The following is an 18,814-nucleotide window of genomic DNA, read 5'->3' on the forward strand; positions in this document are numbered from 1 at the left end:
TTTGTATTGGTACACTTTCAAACTTCAAGTCAAACAGACGAAGGGGAATTAATTCAACTTCTACTCAAAAGACAGGCAGAGCTTAATTCGCTTCTCGAGGTTACACAGGCTATTAACAGAAACAGTCCGGCAACCGTGTTATTTGAAATGCTTCAGGTTATCCTGAACGTTCACTTAAAGATTGGCAAAATGAGACTTCTAATAAAAGAAGGAGGTCATTTTTATTGTGCCACTCGTTTCGGTGGTCCAAAGGAAAATGCCAAAGTGCTGCAGCAAACATGCCTTGTATTGCAGGATACCAGCGGTATAAATGAACTGAAATCCCACCCCGATCCACTAGTAAACGTCTACGACTATTATGTGCCCATCTTTCACAAGGAAGATTCGCAGGCTTTTGTGCTTTTAGGTGATTTTAACATCAAACCTGAACTGATAGGAAATGATCTGAGTTTTATCCAGACGCTCATCAATGTAATTGTGGTGGCATTGGAAAATAAGAAACTCTTTAAAGAAAGTGTGCAGCGGGAGCTTATGCAGCGTGACATGGAGCTTGCCGGTGAAGTTCAAAATATGCTCGTGCCCCAGGTGCTGCCAAAAACTGGATCAGTAGAAGTGGGAGCAACCTATCTGCCTAACCAAAATATCGGGGGTGATTATTTTGATTTCATCAAGACCAACCCCGGCGAGTTTATGTGGTGTATCGCTGACGTTTCTGGTAAGGGAGTGTCTGCAGCGTTACTGATGGCGAATCTCCAGGCTAGCCTGCGAGCCTGGGCTTCTGTAGAAGAGGATCTGGCGAAGATTGTTACCAAGCTGAATGAAATTGTTTCCTCCAACACCAATGGAGAACGGTTTATTACCTTGTTCTTAGGTCGCTACAAAGAGGCAAACCGCGAATTGCAATATGTTAATGCCGGGCATAATGCACCAATACTGATTAGCGGCAAAGAGATTAAATTCTTGAAAACCGGTACCACTATTATAGGTGCCTTCGACAACCTTCCTTTTATAGAAACCGGAAATGAGGTTTTGCCTCCCGGAAGTTTGATTTTCAACTACACGGATGGCCTGGTAGAGAGCGATGATGAGAATGTTTTTATATCTGACGATGAACTTGTTGGATACCTTAAGAAATCGGTTTCCCTTCCGGTAGATGATCTGAATAAGAAAATTCTCAGTAGTATAAAAAGCAGCTACAAAGCAGAGATGAATTCAGACGACATCACAATCCTATCTATCCGCATCCTTTAAAAAGGTTTTAAAAACATCAGGGTTTTCTTTTGTAAGCATTGTAACTTTACGGTCTCCGTTTTACGTGTTTTTGCTATAAAAGATTTTAAATGCTATTACCCTGTTACCAATACGAATTGATTGAAGCCGGTTGCGATGAAGCGGGCCGCGGCTGTTTGGCGGGTCCTGTATTTGCAGCAGCCGTTATTCTCCCTAAAGATTTTCAGCACGAGGTTTTAACCGACTCTAAGCAGCTCAACGAAAAAGAGCGATATGAGCTTAGAACATATATAGAAACTGAAGCATTGGCATTTGCTGTGGCACAGGTAGATCACCTCGAAATAGACCGCATTAATATCTTAAACGCATCTTTTCTGGCAATGCACAAAGCGTTGGAACAGCTAAAGATATGTCCTCAGCTTATCTTAGTGGATGGCAACAGATTTAAGAAGTATAAGGACATTCCTCATGAGTGCATTATACAGGGCGACGGCAAATATTTCTCGATTGCAGCCGCTTCTATACTTGCTAAAACCTACCGGGACGATTTTATGCATGGCTTATCAAATGAATTTCCTGAATATCATTGGTTCTCGAACAAAGGATATGCGACTCTCAGGCATCGTGAAGCAGTAATGGAACATGGTATGTCGCCCTATCACAGGCGAACTTTTCGTATTACCGATCCCCAACTGGATCTTTTTGAATAGGCTGTCTGCTGCTTATAGCAAAGTATTACAGGGTGTAAATTCGTATTTATTCGAAAGTGTAATCCGAATACACTAGTCAAAATCGTTTTAATGAAGATATTATACATTACTAACCGCGTTCCGTTTCCGCCTCAGGGCGGTTACCCGATTGTGGTGTATAATTCGATCAAAGGCGCGGTAAACGAGGGTGCCGATGTGACCCTTTTCAGTCTGAACACCAACAAGCACTATGTGCCTGTCCGGAATTTGAAAGATCCCTTGCTGGATCAAATCTCCTTTGTTACCTGTTCCATAAACATCGACGTAAATAGCTGGGATGAAGTGAAAAGCGCGATGTCTAAAAGATCGCCTAATGTATTCAGGTTTTTTAAAGCTGCTGCGGTAAGTCAGCTTAAAAACATCCTTCGGAAAAATCAGTACGATATCATTCAATTTGAGGGATTGTTCGTCGGTCCTTATTTGCAGGTTGTGCGCCAGCTAAGCCAGGCAAAAATAGTGTACCGGGCTCATAACATCGAATATCAGGTATGGGAGCAACTTGCCATCGCGGAAAGGTCACCTATCCGCAAATTGTACTTGGCCCATATATCCAGGAAGCTGCGCCAGTACGAGTTCGAGAATATGAATAAGTTCGATGCCGTAGTGACCCTGAATGATGCTGATCTGAGAGAACTTAAGTACCAGGGTTGCAATGTTCTTATGCAGAACTTTTCTGTAATGCTTGACCCTGAAGACTATTTACCACATCCTGAGCAGGCTGAAGCTCTCTCGATTTTCCATTTGGGCTCAATGGATTGGTTACCTAACCAGGAGGGATTGAGTTGGTTCCTTGATAATGTTTGGGATGATCTTGAAAAACTAAATGTCGGTCTTACTCTTCATATTGCAGGATATAATATTCCGCAGGAGATCATGGATCTTGCCGGCAGAACAATAAGAGTTTATCCAGACCTGGACGACGCTAAGGATTTTATGAATTCGAAGTCGATCATGGTAGTTCCGTTGCTGGCTGGCAGCGGCATGCGGGTGAAAATTATTGAAGGCATGGCGATGAAAAAATGCATTATTTCCAGTTCGCTCGGCGCTGAAGGAATTCGATACGAGCATGGCAAAAACATACTGATCGCCGACACAGCCGATGATTTTTATCGATACATTCTTCAGTGCACTACAGACGCCGGAATGGTCGAAAGGATCGGCGAGTATGCACGGTTATTATTTGAGAAAGATCATCATATCCAGGGAGCCACAAAGCGAATGATGGACTTTTATCAGAAGTTGATCCTCGAATAAGCCTTTCGGCTTTTTTAGTTACTTTTGCCGCAAATAAAATTCCGTAACCTATACACATGAAAACAATAGCACTAAATGATAAGCACCATGCTTTGGGCGCTAAAATGGTTCCTTTTGCAGGCTTTAATATGCCCGTTCAATATGCAGGGGTAAATGCCGAACATGAGACTGTACGTAAGGCTGTAGGTGTTTTTGATGTGAGCCATATGGGCGAATTTATTTTAAAAGGCGAGGGTGCCTTAGACCTGATTCAGAGGATAACTTCTAACGATGCATCCAAGTTGTTTGACGGAAAGATTCAATATTCCTGCATCCCAAACGAAGAGGGTGGTATTGTAGACGACCTTCTTGTTTATCGTATCGATGAGAAAACATACATGTTGGTAGTTAATGCATCAAACATTGAGAAAGATTGGAACTGGATCTCCAAATACAATACGAATAGTGTGGAGATAAAAGATATTTCAGACCGCACCTCTTTATTGGCCGTTCAGGGGCCTAAAGCAATAGAAGCTTTGCAAAGTCTGACCGAGATAGATCTCGCATCAATGGAATATTATACCTTTAAAAAGGGAATTTTCGCAGGGGTTGATAATGTATTGATCTCTGCTACAGGCTATACTGGCAGCGGTGGGTTTGAACTTTATTTCGATAACGATCACGCGGAGGAAATCTGGAATAAAATATTTGAAGCCGGCGAACCTTACGGAATTAAGCCCATCGGCTTAGCTGCCCGTGACACTCTCCGACTGGAAATGGGATTTTGTCTTTATGGTAATGATATTGATGAGACTACATCTCCGCTTGAAGCTGGCTTGGGCTGGATCACTAAATTCACAAAAGATTTTGTTAACTCAGAGAACCTTGCCGCTCAAAAAGAAAAGGGCGTTGAACAAAAGCTCGTGGGTTTCGAGATGATCGATCGAGGCATCCCACGCCATGATTACGAGATCCTTGATGCTGATGGAAACAAGATAGGAAAAGTCACTTCCGGAACGCAGGCGCCAAGCTTGCAGAAAGCAGTGGGCTTGGGGTATGTGCAAAAGGCTTTTGCTAAAGAAGGATCAGAGATATTCATCAATATCCGGGATAAGAAGGTAAAGGCTCAAGTTGTAAAATTCCCTTTCAAATAACCCGATGCCCATATTAAAAAGCAAAGTATTTTCATTCGTGCTCATTTCCGGGCAGCCGCATTAACAAATATGAATAAACGTAAATTGGAAGTGTGTCTGACCCCGGCATTGCTTCATTTGTATGATATTCGCGAAAGTATTGTTGTGGTTATCGATATTTTTAGGGCCACGTCTTCCATCTGTTACGGCATAGATAATGGAGTGGAAGCAATTATCCCCGTTGCAACCATTGAAGTTTGTGAATCCTACAGGCATACTGATTACTTGCTGGCGGCTGAAAGAAATGGAGAAGTTGTAGATGGTTTTGATTTTGGGAATTCACCCTTTGCTTACTCCTGCGATAAAGTTAAGGGCAAAATAGTTGTTTTAACAACAACAAACGGTACTCATGCGATCAATGAGTCAAGGGCTGCCCGTCAAATTGTTATCGGTTCATTCCTTAATCTCACCGCCTTAAGCAACTGGCTGCGAGTTCAGCCCCACGACGTCCTTCTGCTTTGCGCCGGATGGAAAAACAAGTTTAACCTCGAAGATACCTTGTTTGCCGGCGCTGTTATTAATAAACTTAAGGATGAAGCATATTCGCTTGACGACTCGTCTATCGCGGCTGAAGATCTCTACATAGCGGGAAAGAATGATCTGGATGGCTACCTCAAAAAGACGTCGCATAGTGAAAGGTTAAAGCGACTGGGCATTGAAGAAGATATACGCTTTTGCTTAAACGTGGATATTACTACCTCAATCCCGGTACTTGAGGGAGACAGGCTTGTTAAGATGATCTGTCACTAGTCTTTCTTACTTCAGTTTATTGTTATTCTTATGCCTCTCCGCATCGCGGATGCTTTTCTTTTCGAGATTTTTATGCAAGGCTTGCGTCAAATCGATTCCCGTTTGATTAGCGAGACAGATCAGCACGAAAAGTACATCAGCAAGTTCATCACTAAGATCTGCGGCTTCATCCGATTTCTTAAATGATTGTTCTCCGTATTTTCGGGCTATAATTCTGGCTACTTCTCCAACTTCTTCAGTCAGCATAGCCATGTTGGTTAACTCACTGAAATACCGAACCCCGGTAGTAGTAATCCAGTTGTCGACGGCTTGCTGGGCTTCTTCGATAGTCATTAGAAATTGTCTTTATCTTTCGTGTTCATAATTATTGTAACAGGGCCGTCATTCAGCAGGCTGACTTTCATATCAGCGCCAAATATTCCTTTCCGGGTAGGCTTGCCGATATGCTGTTCGAGTCTGGCAGCCATCAATTCGTAAAGAGGTATTGCTTTTTGAGGTTTTGCGGCCTGGGTGAAGCCGGGACGATTGCCCTTTTTAGTTTGCGCGAATAGTGTGAACTGAGAAATTAACAGGATCTCTCCGTTTACAGCTTCCAGAGATTTGTTCATCTGCTCATTTTCATCATTAAACACCCGCAGATTGGCAATCTTTTGTGCAAGCCATTTAACGTCCTCTTCCGTATCATCCTCAGCTATTCCAAGTAATATTAAAAAACCGGTATTAATCTGCCCGGTTGTTTCTCCATTCACTTTTACTGAAGCTTCTGACACCCGCTGTATAACTGCTCTCAATGGTAATGTGTTAATGTGTTGATTTGCTAATTTGTTAATGGTGGTAGTTGTCGAGATTGAATTGTCAAATCGACAAGTAGGTTCATTGCTTCATTGATTTCAACTCCTCGTTTCATTCCCATGATAAATACTCAGGTAACTGTCATACCGTGATCCGGCGATCTCCTCATCTTCTACGGCTTGAAGGACGGCACATCCGGGTTCGTTGATATGACGACAATTATGAAATCTGCATTGACTCATTAATTCCCGCATTTCCGGAAATAATGGTCCCAGTTCAGCTTTCTCAATATCTATCACCCCAAGTTCACGTATCCCGGGGGTATCGATCAGGAAACCTCCATGGGGCAATGTAAACATTTCGGCGAAGGTGGTGGTGTGTTTACCTTTATCGCTCCAGTCAGAGATCTCGCCAGTTTTAAGTTCTGAACCTGGCAACAAAGCGTTGATCAGCGTTGATTTCCCAACGCCTGAATGGCCGGTGATCAATGTAACTTTGTTGTTGAGCATCTCATTGATCACATCAAGGTGGGTCTTTTGTAAGGCTGACACACTGTAACAAGGGTAACCGATATTTTCGTAAAGCGACTGGTATTCTGCAAGTATCTCCAGGCCCTCGTCACTAAATAGATCCAGTTTGTTGAAGATCAGCTTTGCGGGAATATGATAAGCTTCAGCGGTAACCAGGAAGCGGTCGATAAATCCCAAAGAAGTTCGGGGAGAAGCTAAAGTAACAATTAGAAAAGCCTGGTCCAGATTAGCCGCTATGATCTGTCCCTGCTTTGAAAGGTTTATAGATTTGCGGATTATATAATTTTTACGTTCATGAAGATTAGTGATAATACCGGTCGCCTGATCGGGCTCGATTTCGTAGTCTACAATATCGCCGACAGCCAGCGGATTAGTTGTGGTGATACCCTTCGTTCTAAACTTCCCCTTGATGCGGCTGTCTATTTCATTCCCGTCTTCTGCTAAAATCCGGTACCAACTGCCTGTTGATTTGATTATTAATCCCTGCATGAATTGGTAAAGTTATAATTTGACCATGGATTTAAATCCGTTTTTTTTAGCATTGATATATTCTTGATGCTTTCGTTGCAATCTTTCTAAAAGTGACGCTTATTGTTGATAACTTAATAAGAAAGCCCTTACTTTACAAAAGTAGCAATATCATGAACAACACAATTTATACCATCATTACGCTTACATCCACAACGTCAGAAATGATGCGGCGGAAGTAACCTTTGGTGTAATTTAAAATAAAGCAATTTAACCAGGCCTTCCTTCAAACAGGGAAGGCCTTTTTTATTAGGTCATTATTATGAAGATTTTAAAATTTGGTGGTACCTCGGTAGGTTCAGTTGAAAGTATTCAATCCCTCTTGCAAATAATTCGTCAGGAAATACAGTCATGCGGTAACCCGGTGATCGTTCTTTCGGCTATGGGCGGGATTACGAACCTGCTCGGCGTAATGGCTGAGAATGCTGCCAACGGGCAGAACTATGAACAGGAGCTTAAATTACTTGAAGCACGGCATTTCGATGTGATTAAGGCTTTCATAGATCCCCAACGTCAAAATCCTATGTTTACAAGGCTGAAGTTGCTCTTCAATGATCTGGAAGACATCTTACAGGGCGTGCAAAGCCTTTCAGAACTTACGCCCAGAACCCGTGATTTGGTATTAAGTTATGGGGAACGCTGTTCTACTTTTATGCTCAGCAAAATTGCAGAAGAGTCGATCCCTCAAGCCCTTTATACCGACGCTTCCCTGCTGATCAAAACAGATAGCACCTTCGGCCAGGCGAAAGTAAATACTGAAATGTCGGAGATGCTGATCCAAAGCTATTACAATGAAAATCCCGGCAGGGTGCTGTTTGTTACAGGATTTATTGCCAGTAACGGCGAAGGTAAAGTAACTACGCTGGGTCGTGGTGGGAGTGACTATACTGCCTCGATCTTCGCGGCAGCCTTACATGCCGAAGAAATACAGATCTGGACAGATGTAAACGGGATGCTAACTGCCGATCCACGAATTGTAAAAGAGGCCTTCCCGCTTACCGATCTATCATATATCGAGGCGATGGAGTTATCTTTTTTCGGGGCGAAGGTTATCTATCCGCCTACTATGATACCGGCGTTTTTGAAGAAGATTCCTATTGTTATTAAAAATACTTTTCAACCTGATTTCGAAGGAACAGTAATAAAGGCCAACTGCAGTCGCTCGAACTTGCCTATAAAAGGTATATCATCAATCAACGAGATCAGTATATTGAATTTACAGGGAAGCGGAATGGTGGGAAAAGCCGGTTTCAGCGGCCGGTTATTCTCGATGCTAGCCCGTGAGATGGTCAGCGTGATCCTGATCACCCAGTCGTCATCAGAGCATAGCATCACCTTCGCTGTTAATCCGCAGGACGCTTTAAAAGCAAGGCAGTTAATCCTAAGTGAATTTGATCTGGAGATTCAAGCCCGGAAGCTCGATGAGCCAGTCATTGAAAGTGAACTTTCGGCGCTGGCCATCGTTGGCGAAAATATGCGTCATACTCCCGGCATTGCCGGACGTTTGTTTCATGCACTTGGCAGGAACGGCGTTAACGTTCGTGCGATCGCCCAGGGCTCCTCTGAATATAATATTTCCGTTATTGTGAGCAGGGAAGATCTCGCGAAAGGGTTGAACGCAGTTCACCAGGCATTCTTCACCCAGCTTAAAAAGACTCTGAATGTGTTTTGCCTGGGAACAGGACAGATTGGAACTACCCTTTTTCAACAGCTGCACTCTCATAGCGACTTTCTCAGGGAGCACAATGATATACAGGTAAGGATCATTGGAATTTCCAATACCCGTCAAATGCATATCAATCCGGAAGGGATCTGCCTGCAGAATTGGTCGCAGGAATTAAACGCCAAAGGTGAAACAGCGAATCTGGATACATTCATTACCAGGATGATCGAATTGAACCTGCCGAATTGTGTGCTGGTAGATAATACCGCCAGCAAAGAACCTGTTGTGCATTACGAAAAAGCTTTATGTGCAAGCATTTCTGTGGTCACCTGCAATAAGGTAGGCAACAGCGGTCCTTACGAGCGATACCGCCGTTTTAAAGATGCTGCCCGAAGCTATGGAGTGGATTTCTATTATGAGACGAATGTAGGTGCCGGTTTGCCCATTGTCAAAACCCTGAGAGATTTGATGATCAGCGGCGACCGGGTTCGGAAAATAGAAGCAATTCTTTCCGGAACGATCTCATTTATATTTAACAACTTCAAAAACGGCGCAGATTTTCATGATATAGTAAGGATGGCTCAGGAGAAAGGATTTACCGAACCTGACCCCAGGGATGATCTCAGTGGCATGGATTTCATGCGCAAGATGCTCATTCTTGCCCGCGATGCCGGTTACCCGCTCGAACCCGATGAAATAGTTATAGAAAACCTGCTCCCTGTTGCATGCAGGGAAGCTAAATCTGTCGAAGATTTTTATAAGCAGTTGAAAGCGTCAGCGTCCTACTTTAATGAATTGAAAGCGAAAGCAGAAAAGGACGGGAAAGTGCTTCGTTACATAGGTAAACTTGAGGACGGTAATGTTGAGATATCCCTGCAAATGGTTGATGAAAATCACCCGTTTTATATGCTTTCAGGGAGTGATAACATTATTTCCTTCACTACTGACAGGTACTCGGAACGGCCGATGGTTGTTAAAGGTCCGGGTGCCGGTGCTGAAGTCACTGCCGCAGGGGTTTTTGCTGATCTGATTAATGTAGGAGCCGAATAGATGGAAACAATCAAAGTTTTTGCCCCTGCTACAGTCGCCAATGTGGTCTGTGGATATGATATATTAGGATTTGCAGTGGATAATCCGGGTGATGAAGTGGTAATGCGCCTCTCAGATAAGCCGGGCATTCGCATCAGCAAAATCAGCGGTGATGACGGTCGTCTATCGCTTGATCCTGCAAAAAATACAGTCGCAGTAAGTGTTCAGCATTACCTGGCTGCCATCGGTAACCCTGATGCGGGTATTGAGATAGAACTTCATAAGAAAATGCCTATTGGCAGCGGATTAGGTTCAAGCTCGGCGAGTACGGTGGCTGGGTTGTATGCGGTAAATCAGTTGTTTTCAAGCAAGCTTTCCTTGACTGATCTACTTCCGTTTGCGATGAAAGGCGAGGAGATAGCTTGTGGTACAGGGCATGCGGATAACGTAGCGCCGGCACTTTTTGGCGGCTTTGTACTAATAAGAAGCTATGAGCCGCTGGATATAATTCGACTTCCTTATCCGCCGGATCTGCATTGCGCCATTGTTTTCCCGGATGTAGATGTGCCCACACGTGATGCACGACAATTGATCCGTAGCCGGGTACTATTAAAGGATGCTGTCACTCAATGGGGGAATATAGCAGGTTTGGTGTCCGGACTGTTTATGCAGGATACCGATCTGATTGGCCGCAGTATGCAGGATATTATTATTGAACCAGCAAGAGCGATGCTTATTCCTGGTTTTTATAAGCTGAGGGAAATAGCTATGCAGAATGGAGCCATTAGTTTTGGTATATCAGGTTCAGGCCCCTCTGTTTTTTCTTTTACGAAAAACGAAGATGAAGCAGTTCGTATAGCCCAAGTTCTGACCGAGTATTTGTCGTCAATCCATATTAACACTAAATCATATACCTCAGCCATCAACAGCGCAGGACCTAAAATTATAGATTAATGCAGTTATATAGCACCAACAATCCTACGCTGCGAGTAGAGTTCCAGGAGGCAGTTTTCAACAGTCTGCCGGCTGATAACGGGCTCTATATGCCGGTAAACATTCCGGCACTTGACGCAGATTTTCTCCAGAATATTGATCGCTATTCGATGACACAGATCGCGTTCAAAGTGGCTCACGCATTATTGGAGGATGCGATCCCGGAAGACACCTTGCGGTCAATTATTGATGATGCCATAAACTTTCCCGCACCTGTAGTGCAATTGGAAGACAAGACCTACGTGCTTGAGCTGTTTCATGGTCCGTCATTAGCCTTTAAAGATTTTGGAGCTCGCTTCATGAGCAGGGTAATGAGCTATTTCTTGAACGAAGGGGAACAAATGCTCGATATCCTGGTCGCAACTTCCGGCGATACCGGCGGCGCTGTAGCGGCCGGCTTTTTGGGAGTGCCGAACACACGGGTGACTATCTTGTATCCACAGGGTAAGATTAGTAACATTCAGGAACTACAAATCACCACTAATGGACAGAATATAACCGCAATTGAGGTTGAAGGGACGTTTGATGACTGCCAGGCCTTAGTCAAAGAGGCTTTTAATGATGTCGAGCTTAACAAAGCTTTGCGGTTAACCTCAGCCAATTCAATTAATATATCCAGGCTGATACCGCAGACGTTCTACTATTTCAACGCCTATGCTGAAATGAAGCGCAACGGCGTTACGGACCTTATTTTTTCAGTGCCCAGCGGCAACTTTGGAAACATAGGAGCAGGGTTATTAGCCTGGAAGATGGGACTGCCTGTCAAGAAATTCCTGGCAGCAACCAATTTGAACGATACCGTTCCCTCATTTCTTGAGACCGGAATTTATGAGCCCCGGAAGTCAATCCAAACGATATCTAATGCCATGGACGTCGGAAATCCAAGTAATTGGGTTAGAGTTTTAGACTTATTTCACAATGATCTTGAGAGCCTCAGAAAGATGGTGAAAAGCTACAGTTTCAATGATGTGGATACATTGGGAGCCGTTGATCAGATTTACAATCAGTACGGATACATTGCCTGCCCTCATACAGCAGTAGCATGGCTGGGTGTGCAATCATGGCGCAATGAATTTCCGCAGGATCAGTCTTCAGCGATATTCCTGTCAACTGCACACCCATCGAAATTTCCGGAAACTTATGAAGGGGAGATGCGCGAAAAAGTCTCAATTCAAACCCAGTTCTCCAATGATGCTGAAAAGAAATCTGTTAAGATGACACCGGATTTCAAGTCTTTCAAGCGCTTTCTATTGTCAACAAAATAGCCTGAACGCTTTGAATCGTATTCAGGCTAAAAAAGTAATATCCTAATATTGTTTGTGACTGGTATTGATGTTAACACTATTTAAAGGAAAAAAGCCGCTTTCTTAAAATATAGCTTCCGCTATTTGCTTAGTCGGTCCGGGGTTACTCATTGTGTAGAAGTGTAAAACAGGCGCTCCAAACTTCATTAGCTCCTTGCATTGCTCAATCATAAACTCAATGCCGACCTGTTTTACGTCCTTTTCTGACTTACATTTTGAAATTGCATCACTGAGATCTTCAGGAATATCAATATGGAATACTTTCGGAAGATTAATCAATTGTTTGGAGGAAGTTATTGGCTTCAAACCGGGAATAATCGGCACGTTAATTCCGTTTTCACGACACCGGCTAACAAACTCGCAATACTTGCTATTATCAAAGAACATTTGAGTCACAATAAATTCTGCACCCATGTCTACTTTCTGCTTCAGGTACCTGAAATCAGCTTTTAGGTTTGGCGCTTCAAAATGCTTTTCAGGATATCCGGCCACACCGATACAAAAGTTGGTGCTGAACGAAGTGTCATGGTCTTCATGCAGGTAACGTCCGTCGTTCATGTTGCGCACCTGGTTCAAAAGATCGCAAGCGTAAGCATGTCCGCCGGGAGTAGGAATAAATGACGCGTCGGCTTTACGGGCATCCCCCCTCAATACCAACACATTGTCGATACCTAAGAATTGAAGGTCAATAAGAGCGTTCTCCGTCTCCTCTATTGTAAACCCACCGCAAATTAAATGCGGAACTGCGTCAACCTTATAGCGGTTCATTATGGCAGCGCAGATGGCTACCGTACCCGGACGTTTTCGATATGATACCTTTTCGAGCAAGCCATTTTCATGTTGCTTATAGATATAATCCTCGCGGTGATAGGTTACATCAATAAAAGGCGGTTTGAACTCCATCAACGGATCAATAGCGTCATAAATTCCCTGGATGCTTTGCCCTTTAACAGGCGGTAGCAATTCAAAAGAGAAGAGCGTCTTGCCGTTTGCGTTTTTTATGTGGTCTGTTATTTTCACTTAGGTTGTAGGTTGTGAGTTGAGGGTTGTAAGAATTGAATTCTGGTAATATCTTATGAAACCATTAAGCAGTTTCTGGTTTGTTTCTAAAAGAGTTAAAATTGCGTTAAGCTCTGCCTCCGACAAATAGTGCAGATCATAACTTAGATAAAGCTGAGTTTCCAATTCATAAATCGATCCTCTTGCTATAAAGAAAACTGAAGGCTGTCTTTCTTGTGATTTCTTCCACAGCCTTCTGCAATATTGGAAGATATTGACCCGCTGCACCTGGGCATTTGGCTTATGAATCCAAATTGTTCGTCTCTGGCGAAGGTTTTAGTTGCGGAATAAACAGTAGCGACAAGCTTCTGTGCCTCTGTCCACACCTCCAAATTGGTGTACTTCTTATATTGTTTTTCCATAACCTATAACTTTCAACCTATAACCTTCAACCCTCTACCTTAGTACGCCAAATTAGGGCTAAGCCATTTCTCCGCTTCTTCTATAGTCATGTTCTTTCGTGCCGCGTAATCTTCCACCTGATCTTTGGTAATCTTTCCTAAGCCAAAATATCTGGATTGAGGATGGGCAAAATAGAATCCGCTAACCGCTGCGGTAGGATACATGGCGAAGTTGTCTGTTAAATGAATTCCTGCCTTCTTCTCAGCCTTCAGGAGGTCAAACAACGTACGCTTTTCAGTATGATCCGGACAAGCCGGATAACCTGGAGCGGGACGTATTCCGGCATACTTTTCTTTGATCAGCTCATCATTAGCCAGATGCTCTTCAGGAGCGTAGGCCCAGAATTCTTTCCGTACCCGTTCATGCATCCTTTCTGCAAAGGCTTCAGCAAGCCTGTCGGCAAGGGCCTTAGTCATAATGCTGTTATAGTCATCATAATCCTTTTCAAACTGTGCTACCAGCTCATCGCAACCTATACCGCTGGTCACGGCGAAGCCGCCCCAATAATCGGCAATGCCTGTTTCTTTTTGAGCCACAAAATCCGACAAGGCGTAATAGGACTCACCGGCTACTTTCTCCGATTGCTGCCGTAACGTATGTATGGTAGCCTGGACTTCAGTTCTGGTTTCATCTGTATAAAGCTCAATATCGTCTCCAACAGCATTTGCCGGCCAGAAACCGATTACCGCATTCGCCTGCAGGAGCTTTTCATCTACAATCTTCTTTAATAAAGCCTGCGCTTCGTCGAATAGCTTCTTAGCCTCTGTTCCAACGAATTGATCTTCAAAAATGCGCGGGTAGCTTCCTCTCAGTTCCCATGTGTGGAAAAATGGCGTCCAGTCGATGTACGGAACCAATTCCTCTAAAGGATAGTTTTCAAACACTTTGGTCCCGAGAAAGGCCGGTTTGGGAGCTATCTGTCCGTTCAGCTTAATCTGAAACTTATTTTCGCGAGCCTCAGCAATGGACTTAAACCGTTTGTCAGACTTTTTATTGAGGTGTGCAATCCGTGTTTTTTCGTAATCGTCACGGATATTGGCAATATAAACATCGCGGTTTTCCTCATTCATAAGGGCACTGCAAACAGTAACACTGCGCGAGGCATCCAGAACATGTATGGTTGGTCCGGTATACCCGGGAGCAATTTTAACTGCCGCATGAATTCGCGAAGTGGTGGCTCCGCCAATGATCAATGGAACCGTAAATTCCTGCCTTTCCATCTCTTTGGCGAAATGGACCATCTCATCCAGTGACGGAGTTATAAGTCCGCTGAGCCCAATAATATCTACGTTTTGAGCCTTTGCTTCTTCAATAATGCGCTGGGCCGGGACCATCACGCCAAGATCAATTACCTCGAAATTGTTGCAGGCAAGTACTACGCCTACAATGTTCTTCCCAATATCGTGTACATCACCCTTCACAGTCGCCAGCAATACCTTTCCCGCATTTTTACGCTGATTACTATCGGCGTTCTTCAGTTTTTCTGCTTCAATAAATGGCAGCAGATAGGCTACTGCCTTCTTCATTACCCGGGCAGATTTTACAACCTGCGGTAAAAACATCTTTCCAGAACCAAAGAGGTCCCCAACTATGCCCATGCCATCCATTAGCGGTCCTTCGATTACCTCAAGCGGCTTTGGATATTTCTGACGAGCTTCCTCAACATCTTCATCCAGGTAGTCAATAATACCTTTTACCAGGGAATGAGAAAGACGAGCTTCAACACTATCATTTCGCCATTTTTCATCCTTTTCAATTACTTTTCCTTTGGTCTTTATAGTCTCTGCAAACTCGACCAACCGTTCGGTAGCATCCGCACGGCGGTTCAATAATACATCCTCAACCAGTTCCAACAGGTCTTTCGGGATTTCCTCGTATACCTCAAGCATACCGGCGTTAACAATTCCCATATCCAAACCAGCTTTAATAGCATGGTAAAGGAATGCGGAGTGCATGGCTTCCCTGACGGTGTTATTGCCACGGAATGAAAACGAAATATTGCTGACACCACCGCTTACTTTAGCTAAAGGAAGGTTTTGCTTAATCCAACGGGTAGCTCCAATAAAGTCGACTGCGTAATTATTATGCTCTTCTAATCCTGTAGCAACTGTTAGTATGTTCGGATCGAAAATGATGTCCTGTGGTGGGAAACCAACTTCGTTCACTAAAATATCGTAAGAACGCTGACAGATTTCAATCCGCCGCTCTAACGAATCCGCCTGGCCCCGCTCATCGAAGGCCATAACGACCGCGGCAGCTCCGTATTGGCGGATCTTTAACGCATATTCTTTAAAGCTTTCTTCGCCCTCTTTTAATGAGATAGAATTAACAATGCCTTTTCCCTGTAAACATTTCAGCCCTGTTTCAATCACCGACCATTTGGAAGAGTCGACCATGATTGGAAGCTTTGAGATATCAGGCTCTGAGGCAATCAGATTCATGAACTTCTTCATTGCTGCTTCAGAGTCCAGCATTCCCTCATCCATATTTACATCAATGATCTGGGCTCCGCCTTCTACCTGCTGACGGGCGACAGATAATGCACCCTCAAAGTCACCGCTCAAAATCAGCTTAGAGAATTTGGGGGATCCCGTTATGTTGGTTCGCTCACCTATATTTACAAAATTAGTTTCAGGTGTTAGAGTCACTGGCTCCAGTCCGCTTAATCGAAGATAAGGCTCTACTACCGGCGGAATTCTGGGCGCATACTTCGCTGCCTTCTCGGCGATACACTTGATGTGCTCAGGGGTAGTGCCGCAACAGCCACCTACGATGTTAATAAAACCGCTGGCAATAAAATCCTCAATTAAATGGGCTGTCTGGTGTGGAACTTCATCGTATTCACCGAATTCATTGGGCAAGCCCGCGTTGGGATAAGCAGAAATATAAGTGGTCGACTTAGCCGAGAGTTCTTCTATGTGCGGCCGCATTTCCTTTGCCCCTAAAGCGCAGTTTAAACCAATGCTCAGAAGATTGGCATGTGACACCGAGTTTAAAAAAGCTTCAACTGTTTGACCGGACAACGTTCGTCCGCTGGCATCAGTAATGGTGCCTGATATCATCACCTCCAAAGGCCTCACCTTAGATCCATCTCCAGTGGAGAGAGACTTTTGATGAAGTTCGTTTTCATATCTTTTAATCGCGAATAGCGCTGCCTTCGCGTTTAACGTGTCGAAGATAGTTTCAACCAGCAAAACATCTGAACCTCCGTCCACCAAGCCCCGGACCTGTTCATAATATGCTTCAACCAGGTCATCGAAAGTTACTGCCCGAAAACCGGGATCGTTAACATCGGGTGATAGGGAAGCTGTACGATTGGTGGGGCCGATAGCACCGGCTACGAATCGCGGTTTTCCCGGATTGGCTTGGGTAAACTCATCCGCCGCTTCACGTGCAAGGCGGGCACCTTCAAAACTTAGCTCATAAGCCAAAGGCTCCATTTTGTAATCCGCCAGCGAAATGCGCTGGGTGCTGAAGGTATTGGTTTCGATAATGTCAGCCCCTGCTGCCAGATACTCGGTGTGAATTGCTTTAATGATATCCGGCCGGGTAAGGTTCAGCAGATCATTGTTCCCCTGCACATCGCATGGATGATCTTTAAATCGTTCTCCACGGAAGTCAGCCTCCTTCAACTGGTAACGTTGAATCATGGTACCCATGGCTCCGTCAATTACCAGTATGCGTTTATTTAGTTCTTCTCTGAGAGTCATAGTTATTTTGATATGAGATTTGAGACGTTAGATTTGAGATCAAGAGCAATAAAAAAACGCTCAAAACTTCAACAAAGAGTTGAGCCTCTCGTATCTAAAGTCTCACATCTAAAATCTAAATCAGGCTTATCTTCGAAAAGTCGGGTAATAATGGACTTTCACTTATCTGTTTCCGGAGTAACCGGAATAGAATGTAGCACCTTGTAAGCACAGGTTGCTAAGACTTCGCAGGGTCTAATCCCTCCGTCTTTCTTAATAAGCACTGCAAAAATGCAGTGTTTTTTGTTCAAATGCAAATAATAAGAAGCAGTTAGCGAAATAATGTACCGATTGGTGGGTTTTTAGATAGCCTTTTAGGAATTATCTTTGGCAGTTAGGCAAACCGGAGCTTAGATAGTCGTGACTTCAAATTGGTAAAGTAAACGCCATCTAACATAAAATGTCGATACCCGTGACGGCTAATATTCAGGAAGCTTCTCCGGAGTTCAATTGATATCTTGCTAATTTCTATAAACACGTGGCACCTCCGGAGCCTTACGGAGGTGCAGGTCATTGAAATCAAATTAGCCCACAATCAATTCGACATCTTGAGACTTGAAGTTCTGTCTGCCACTAGCTCCAGCGGAGCTAGCTGTCTATAGACATTACACCCCCTTAAAACCGTAGCTCCGGGGGAGCTTCCGTGTTAAGCAACAAACGAAATGCCCTATGTTCCATCAAACAAATCATCAATAAGTTAGTGAATCGAATGAACCTGGGAGATGATCTGAAGGGAGTCTGGAAAAATGATATGGAACGAAAAAGCCGTCTCGGGTTTGATACCCAGGACGGCTATAAAAAATTGTAGCTAATAGTTGGTTCAGCAACGATGCTGATTATTTCCGGCTTCCGAACAGACGCAATAACATCAGGAAAAGGTTTATGAAATCAAGGTATAAAGTTAGCGCACCCATGATCACCATTTTACGGGCAGATGCATCACCGTATTCAAGACCTTCGCCTATCCGTTTAAGCTTTTGAACATCGTAGGCTGTTAATCCTACAAAAACGGCAACGCCTACAAAACTTATGATATAGTCAAGCTGGCTGCTATTTAAAAACCAGTTTACGACACTCGCGATAATAACTCCTACTAAGAACATCATTAAAATAGAACCGAACTTAGTCAGGTCCTGGTTAGTAGTGTATCCGGCAACTGCCATTACCCCAAATAAAACGGATGCTGAAATGAAGCAGGTAAATATGGACGAACTGGAGTAGATCAATAAAATAAAGCTTAGGCTAATTCCCGTGATGGCTGCATAGGCTGTAAAAAGAAGAGCCAGAACCGGAAACGATAATCTGTTTAAGCCGAAAGACATGAGCATAACAAAGGCAAGCGGCGAAAACATGGCTACTTTACCCAGGGTGGTCATGGAGCCGGTGGTGGAGTTTACTAAGTAACGCATCAACGTTTCGTCAATCGAGAAATAGTAAGCACAGGCTGCCGACAAGCCGAGCGCAAGGAACATCCAAAGAAAAACATTAGGCAGGAAATTTCTGGCTGTTATACCCCCATCATACTGGACTACCGAATTAGGATCGAATTTGTAAGAGCTATCTTGTTGTGACATTATGGATTTTTTTTTTTCTAAAATAATAAAAAGGAT

General features: G+C 43.8%; 14 protein-coding genes, 1 pseudogene and 1 riboswitch. Of the genes and pseudogenes, 8 read left to right on the forward strand and 7 right to left on the reverse strand.

Annotated elements, in window-relative coordinates:
• The first annotated feature begins 6 nt into the window (after positions 1 to 6).
• The 5 genes from AC1MCB_RS18565 to AC1MCB_RS18585 all read left to right on the forward strand — a co-directional run bounded on the left by AC1MCB_RS18565 (position 7) and on the right by AC1MCB_RS18585 (position 5,155).
• Positions 7 to 1,251: a PP2C family protein-serine/threonine phosphatase gene (locus AC1MCB_RS18565; RefSeq protein WP_479966214.1), complete on the forward strand. Its 1,245-nt coding sequence runs from the start codon at positions 7 to 9 to the stop codon at positions 1,249 to 1,251.
• Between the two features lie 89 nt (positions 1,252 to 1,340).
• Positions 1,341 to 1,940 (forward strand): ribonuclease HII, encoded by a 600-nt coding sequence (locus AC1MCB_RS18570; protein ID WP_479966215.1) that lies wholly within the window; start codon positions 1,341 to 1,343, stop codon positions 1,938 to 1,940.
• Between the two features lie 90 nt (positions 1,941 to 2,030).
• Positions 2,031 to 3,233 carry a glycosyltransferase family 4 protein gene (locus AC1MCB_RS18575; RefSeq protein WP_479966216.1) on the forward strand — a complete coding sequence of 401 codons (1,203 nt, stop codon included), beginning with the start codon at positions 2,031 to 2,033 and terminating at the stop codon, positions 3,231 to 3,233.
• 56 nt (positions 3,234 to 3,289) lie between these two features.
• Complete coding sequence (gene gcvT, locus AC1MCB_RS18580; protein WP_479966217.1) at positions 3,290 to 4,366, forward strand: glycine cleavage system aminomethyltransferase GcvT; 1,077 nt, start codon at positions 3,290 to 3,292, stop codon at positions 4,364 to 4,366.
• Between the two features lie 69 nt (positions 4,367 to 4,435).
• Positions 4,436 to 5,155 carry a 2-phosphosulfolactate phosphatase gene (locus AC1MCB_RS18585; RefSeq protein ID WP_479966218.1) on the forward strand — a complete coding sequence of 240 codons (720 nt, stop codon included), beginning with the start codon at positions 4,436 to 4,438 and terminating at the stop codon, positions 5,153 to 5,155.
• Between the two features lie 6 nt (positions 5,156 to 5,161).
• On the opposite strand, the gene AC1MCB_RS18590 is transcribed toward AC1MCB_RS18585, so the two are convergent.
• From AC1MCB_RS18590 to rsgA, 3 genes are all read right to left on the reverse strand, one after another.
• A complete protein-coding gene (locus tag AC1MCB_RS18590; RefSeq protein WP_479966219.1) occupies positions 5,162 to 5,488 on the reverse strand; it encodes a nucleotide pyrophosphohydrolase in 327 nt (108 codons plus the stop codon).
• Positions 5,488 to 5,946: a D-aminoacyl-tRNA deacylase gene (gene dtd / locus AC1MCB_RS18595; protein ID WP_479966220.1), complete on the reverse strand. Its 459-nt coding sequence runs from the start codon at positions 5,944 to 5,946 to the stop codon at positions 5,488 to 5,490. The genes AC1MCB_RS18590 and dtd overlap by 1 nt, the downstream gene beginning before the upstream one ends.
• Positions 5,947 to 6,045: 99 nt before the next feature.
• The gene (gene rsgA, locus AC1MCB_RS18600) at positions 6,046 to 6,966 is read right to left on the reverse strand and encodes a ribosome small subunit-dependent GTPase A (RefSeq protein ID WP_479966221.1); all 921 of its coding nucleotides are present in this window, start codon (positions 6,964 to 6,966) and stop codon (positions 6,046 to 6,048) included.
• A gap of 301 nt (positions 6,967 to 7,267) precedes the next feature.
• Between rsgA and thrA the strand changes: the two genes are divergently transcribed.
• From thrA to thrC, 3 genes are read left to right on the forward strand one after another with little or no spacing between them, the layout of a single operon-like run.
• Entirely contained in the window at positions 7,268 to 9,718 is a 2,451-nt protein-coding gene (gene thrA / locus AC1MCB_RS18605; protein ID WP_479966222.1) for a bifunctional aspartate kinase/homoserine dehydrogenase I, read from the forward strand.
• Positions 9,719 to 10,651 (forward strand): homoserine kinase, encoded by a 933-nt coding sequence (locus AC1MCB_RS18610; RefSeq protein WP_479966223.1) that lies wholly within the window; start codon positions 9,719 to 9,721, stop codon positions 10,649 to 10,651.
• Positions 10,651 to 11,955 carry a threonine synthase gene (gene thrC / locus AC1MCB_RS18615; protein WP_479966224.1) on the forward strand — a complete coding sequence of 435 codons (1,305 nt, stop codon included), beginning with the start codon at positions 10,651 to 10,653 and terminating at the stop codon, positions 11,953 to 11,955. The genes AC1MCB_RS18610 and thrC overlap by 1 nt, the downstream gene beginning before the upstream one ends.
• A gap of 102 nt (positions 11,956 to 12,057) precedes the next feature.
• Here thrC and metF read toward each other — a convergent pair whose 3' ends face one another.
• The 4 genes and pseudogenes from metF to AC1MCB_RS18635 all read right to left on the reverse strand — a co-directional run bounded on the left by metF (position 12,058) and on the right by AC1MCB_RS18635 (position 18,778).
• Positions 12,058 to 13,014 (reverse strand): methylenetetrahydrofolate reductase [NAD(P)H], encoded by a 957-nt coding sequence (gene metF, locus AC1MCB_RS18620; RefSeq protein ID WP_479966225.1) that lies wholly within the window; start codon positions 13,012 to 13,014, stop codon positions 12,058 to 12,060.
• A pseudogene (locus AC1MCB_RS18625) lies at positions 13,015 to 13,415 on the reverse strand (four helix bundle protein).
• Between the two features lie 39 nt (positions 13,416 to 13,454).
• Positions 13,455 to 17,165: a methionine synthase gene (gene metH, locus AC1MCB_RS18630; protein WP_479966226.1), complete on the reverse strand. Its 3,711-nt coding sequence runs from the start codon at positions 17,163 to 17,165 to the stop codon at positions 13,455 to 13,457.
• 159 nt (positions 17,166 to 17,324) lie between these two features.
• A riboswitch (SAM riboswitch) is annotated at positions 17,325 to 17,427 on the reverse strand.
• 613 nt (positions 17,428 to 18,040) lie between these two features.
• Entirely contained in the window at positions 18,041 to 18,778 is a 738-nt protein-coding gene (locus AC1MCB_RS18635; protein ID WP_479966227.1) for a Bax inhibitor-1/YccA family protein, read from the reverse strand.
• Between the last annotated feature and the right edge of the window lie 36 nt (positions 18,779 to 18,814).

Source organism: Daejeonella sp. AP26 (assembly GCF_056680515.1).

Bases quoted from the DNA above. Each gene is read 5' to 3' on its own strand.
- AC1MCB_RS18575 (WP_479966216.1), top strand. From the start codon at position 2,031: ATGAAGATATTATACATTACTAACCGCGTTCCGTTTCCGCCTCAGGGC.
- AC1MCB_RS18570 (WP_479966215.1), top strand. From the start codon at position 1,341: ATGCTATTACCCTGTTACCAATACGAATTGATTGAAGCCGGTTGCGAT.
- AC1MCB_RS18585 (WP_479966218.1), top strand. From the start codon at position 4,436: ATGAATAAACGTAAATTGGAAGTGTGTCTGACCCCGGCATTGCTTCAT.
- AC1MCB_RS18590 (WP_479966219.1), bottom strand. From the start codon at position 5,488: ATGACTATCGAAGAAGCCCAGCAAGCCGTCGACAACTGGATTACTACT.
- metH (WP_479966226.1), bottom strand. From the start codon at position 17,165: ATGACTCTCAGAGAAGAACTAAATAAACGCATACTGGTAATTGACGGA.
- AC1MCB_RS18635 (WP_479966227.1), bottom strand. From the start codon at position 18,778: ATGTCACAACAAGATAGCTCTTACAAATTCGATCCTAATTCGGTAGTC.
- gcvT (WP_479966217.1), top strand. From the start codon at position 3,290: ATGAAAACAATAGCACTAAATGATAAGCACCATGCTTTGGGCGCTAAA.
- thrA (WP_479966222.1), top strand. From the start codon at position 7,268: ATGAAGATTTTAAAATTTGGTGGTACCTCGGTAGGTTCAGTTGAAAGT.
- AC1MCB_RS18610 (WP_479966223.1), top strand. From the start codon at position 9,719: ATGGAAACAATCAAAGTTTTTGCCCCTGCTACAGTCGCCAATGTGGTC.
- thrC (WP_479966224.1), top strand. From the start codon at position 10,651: ATGCAGTTATATAGCACCAACAATCCTACGCTGCGAGTAGAGTTCCAG.
- rsgA (WP_479966221.1), bottom strand. From the start codon at position 6,966: ATGCAGGGATTAATAATCAAATCAACAGGCAGTTGGTACCGGATTTTA.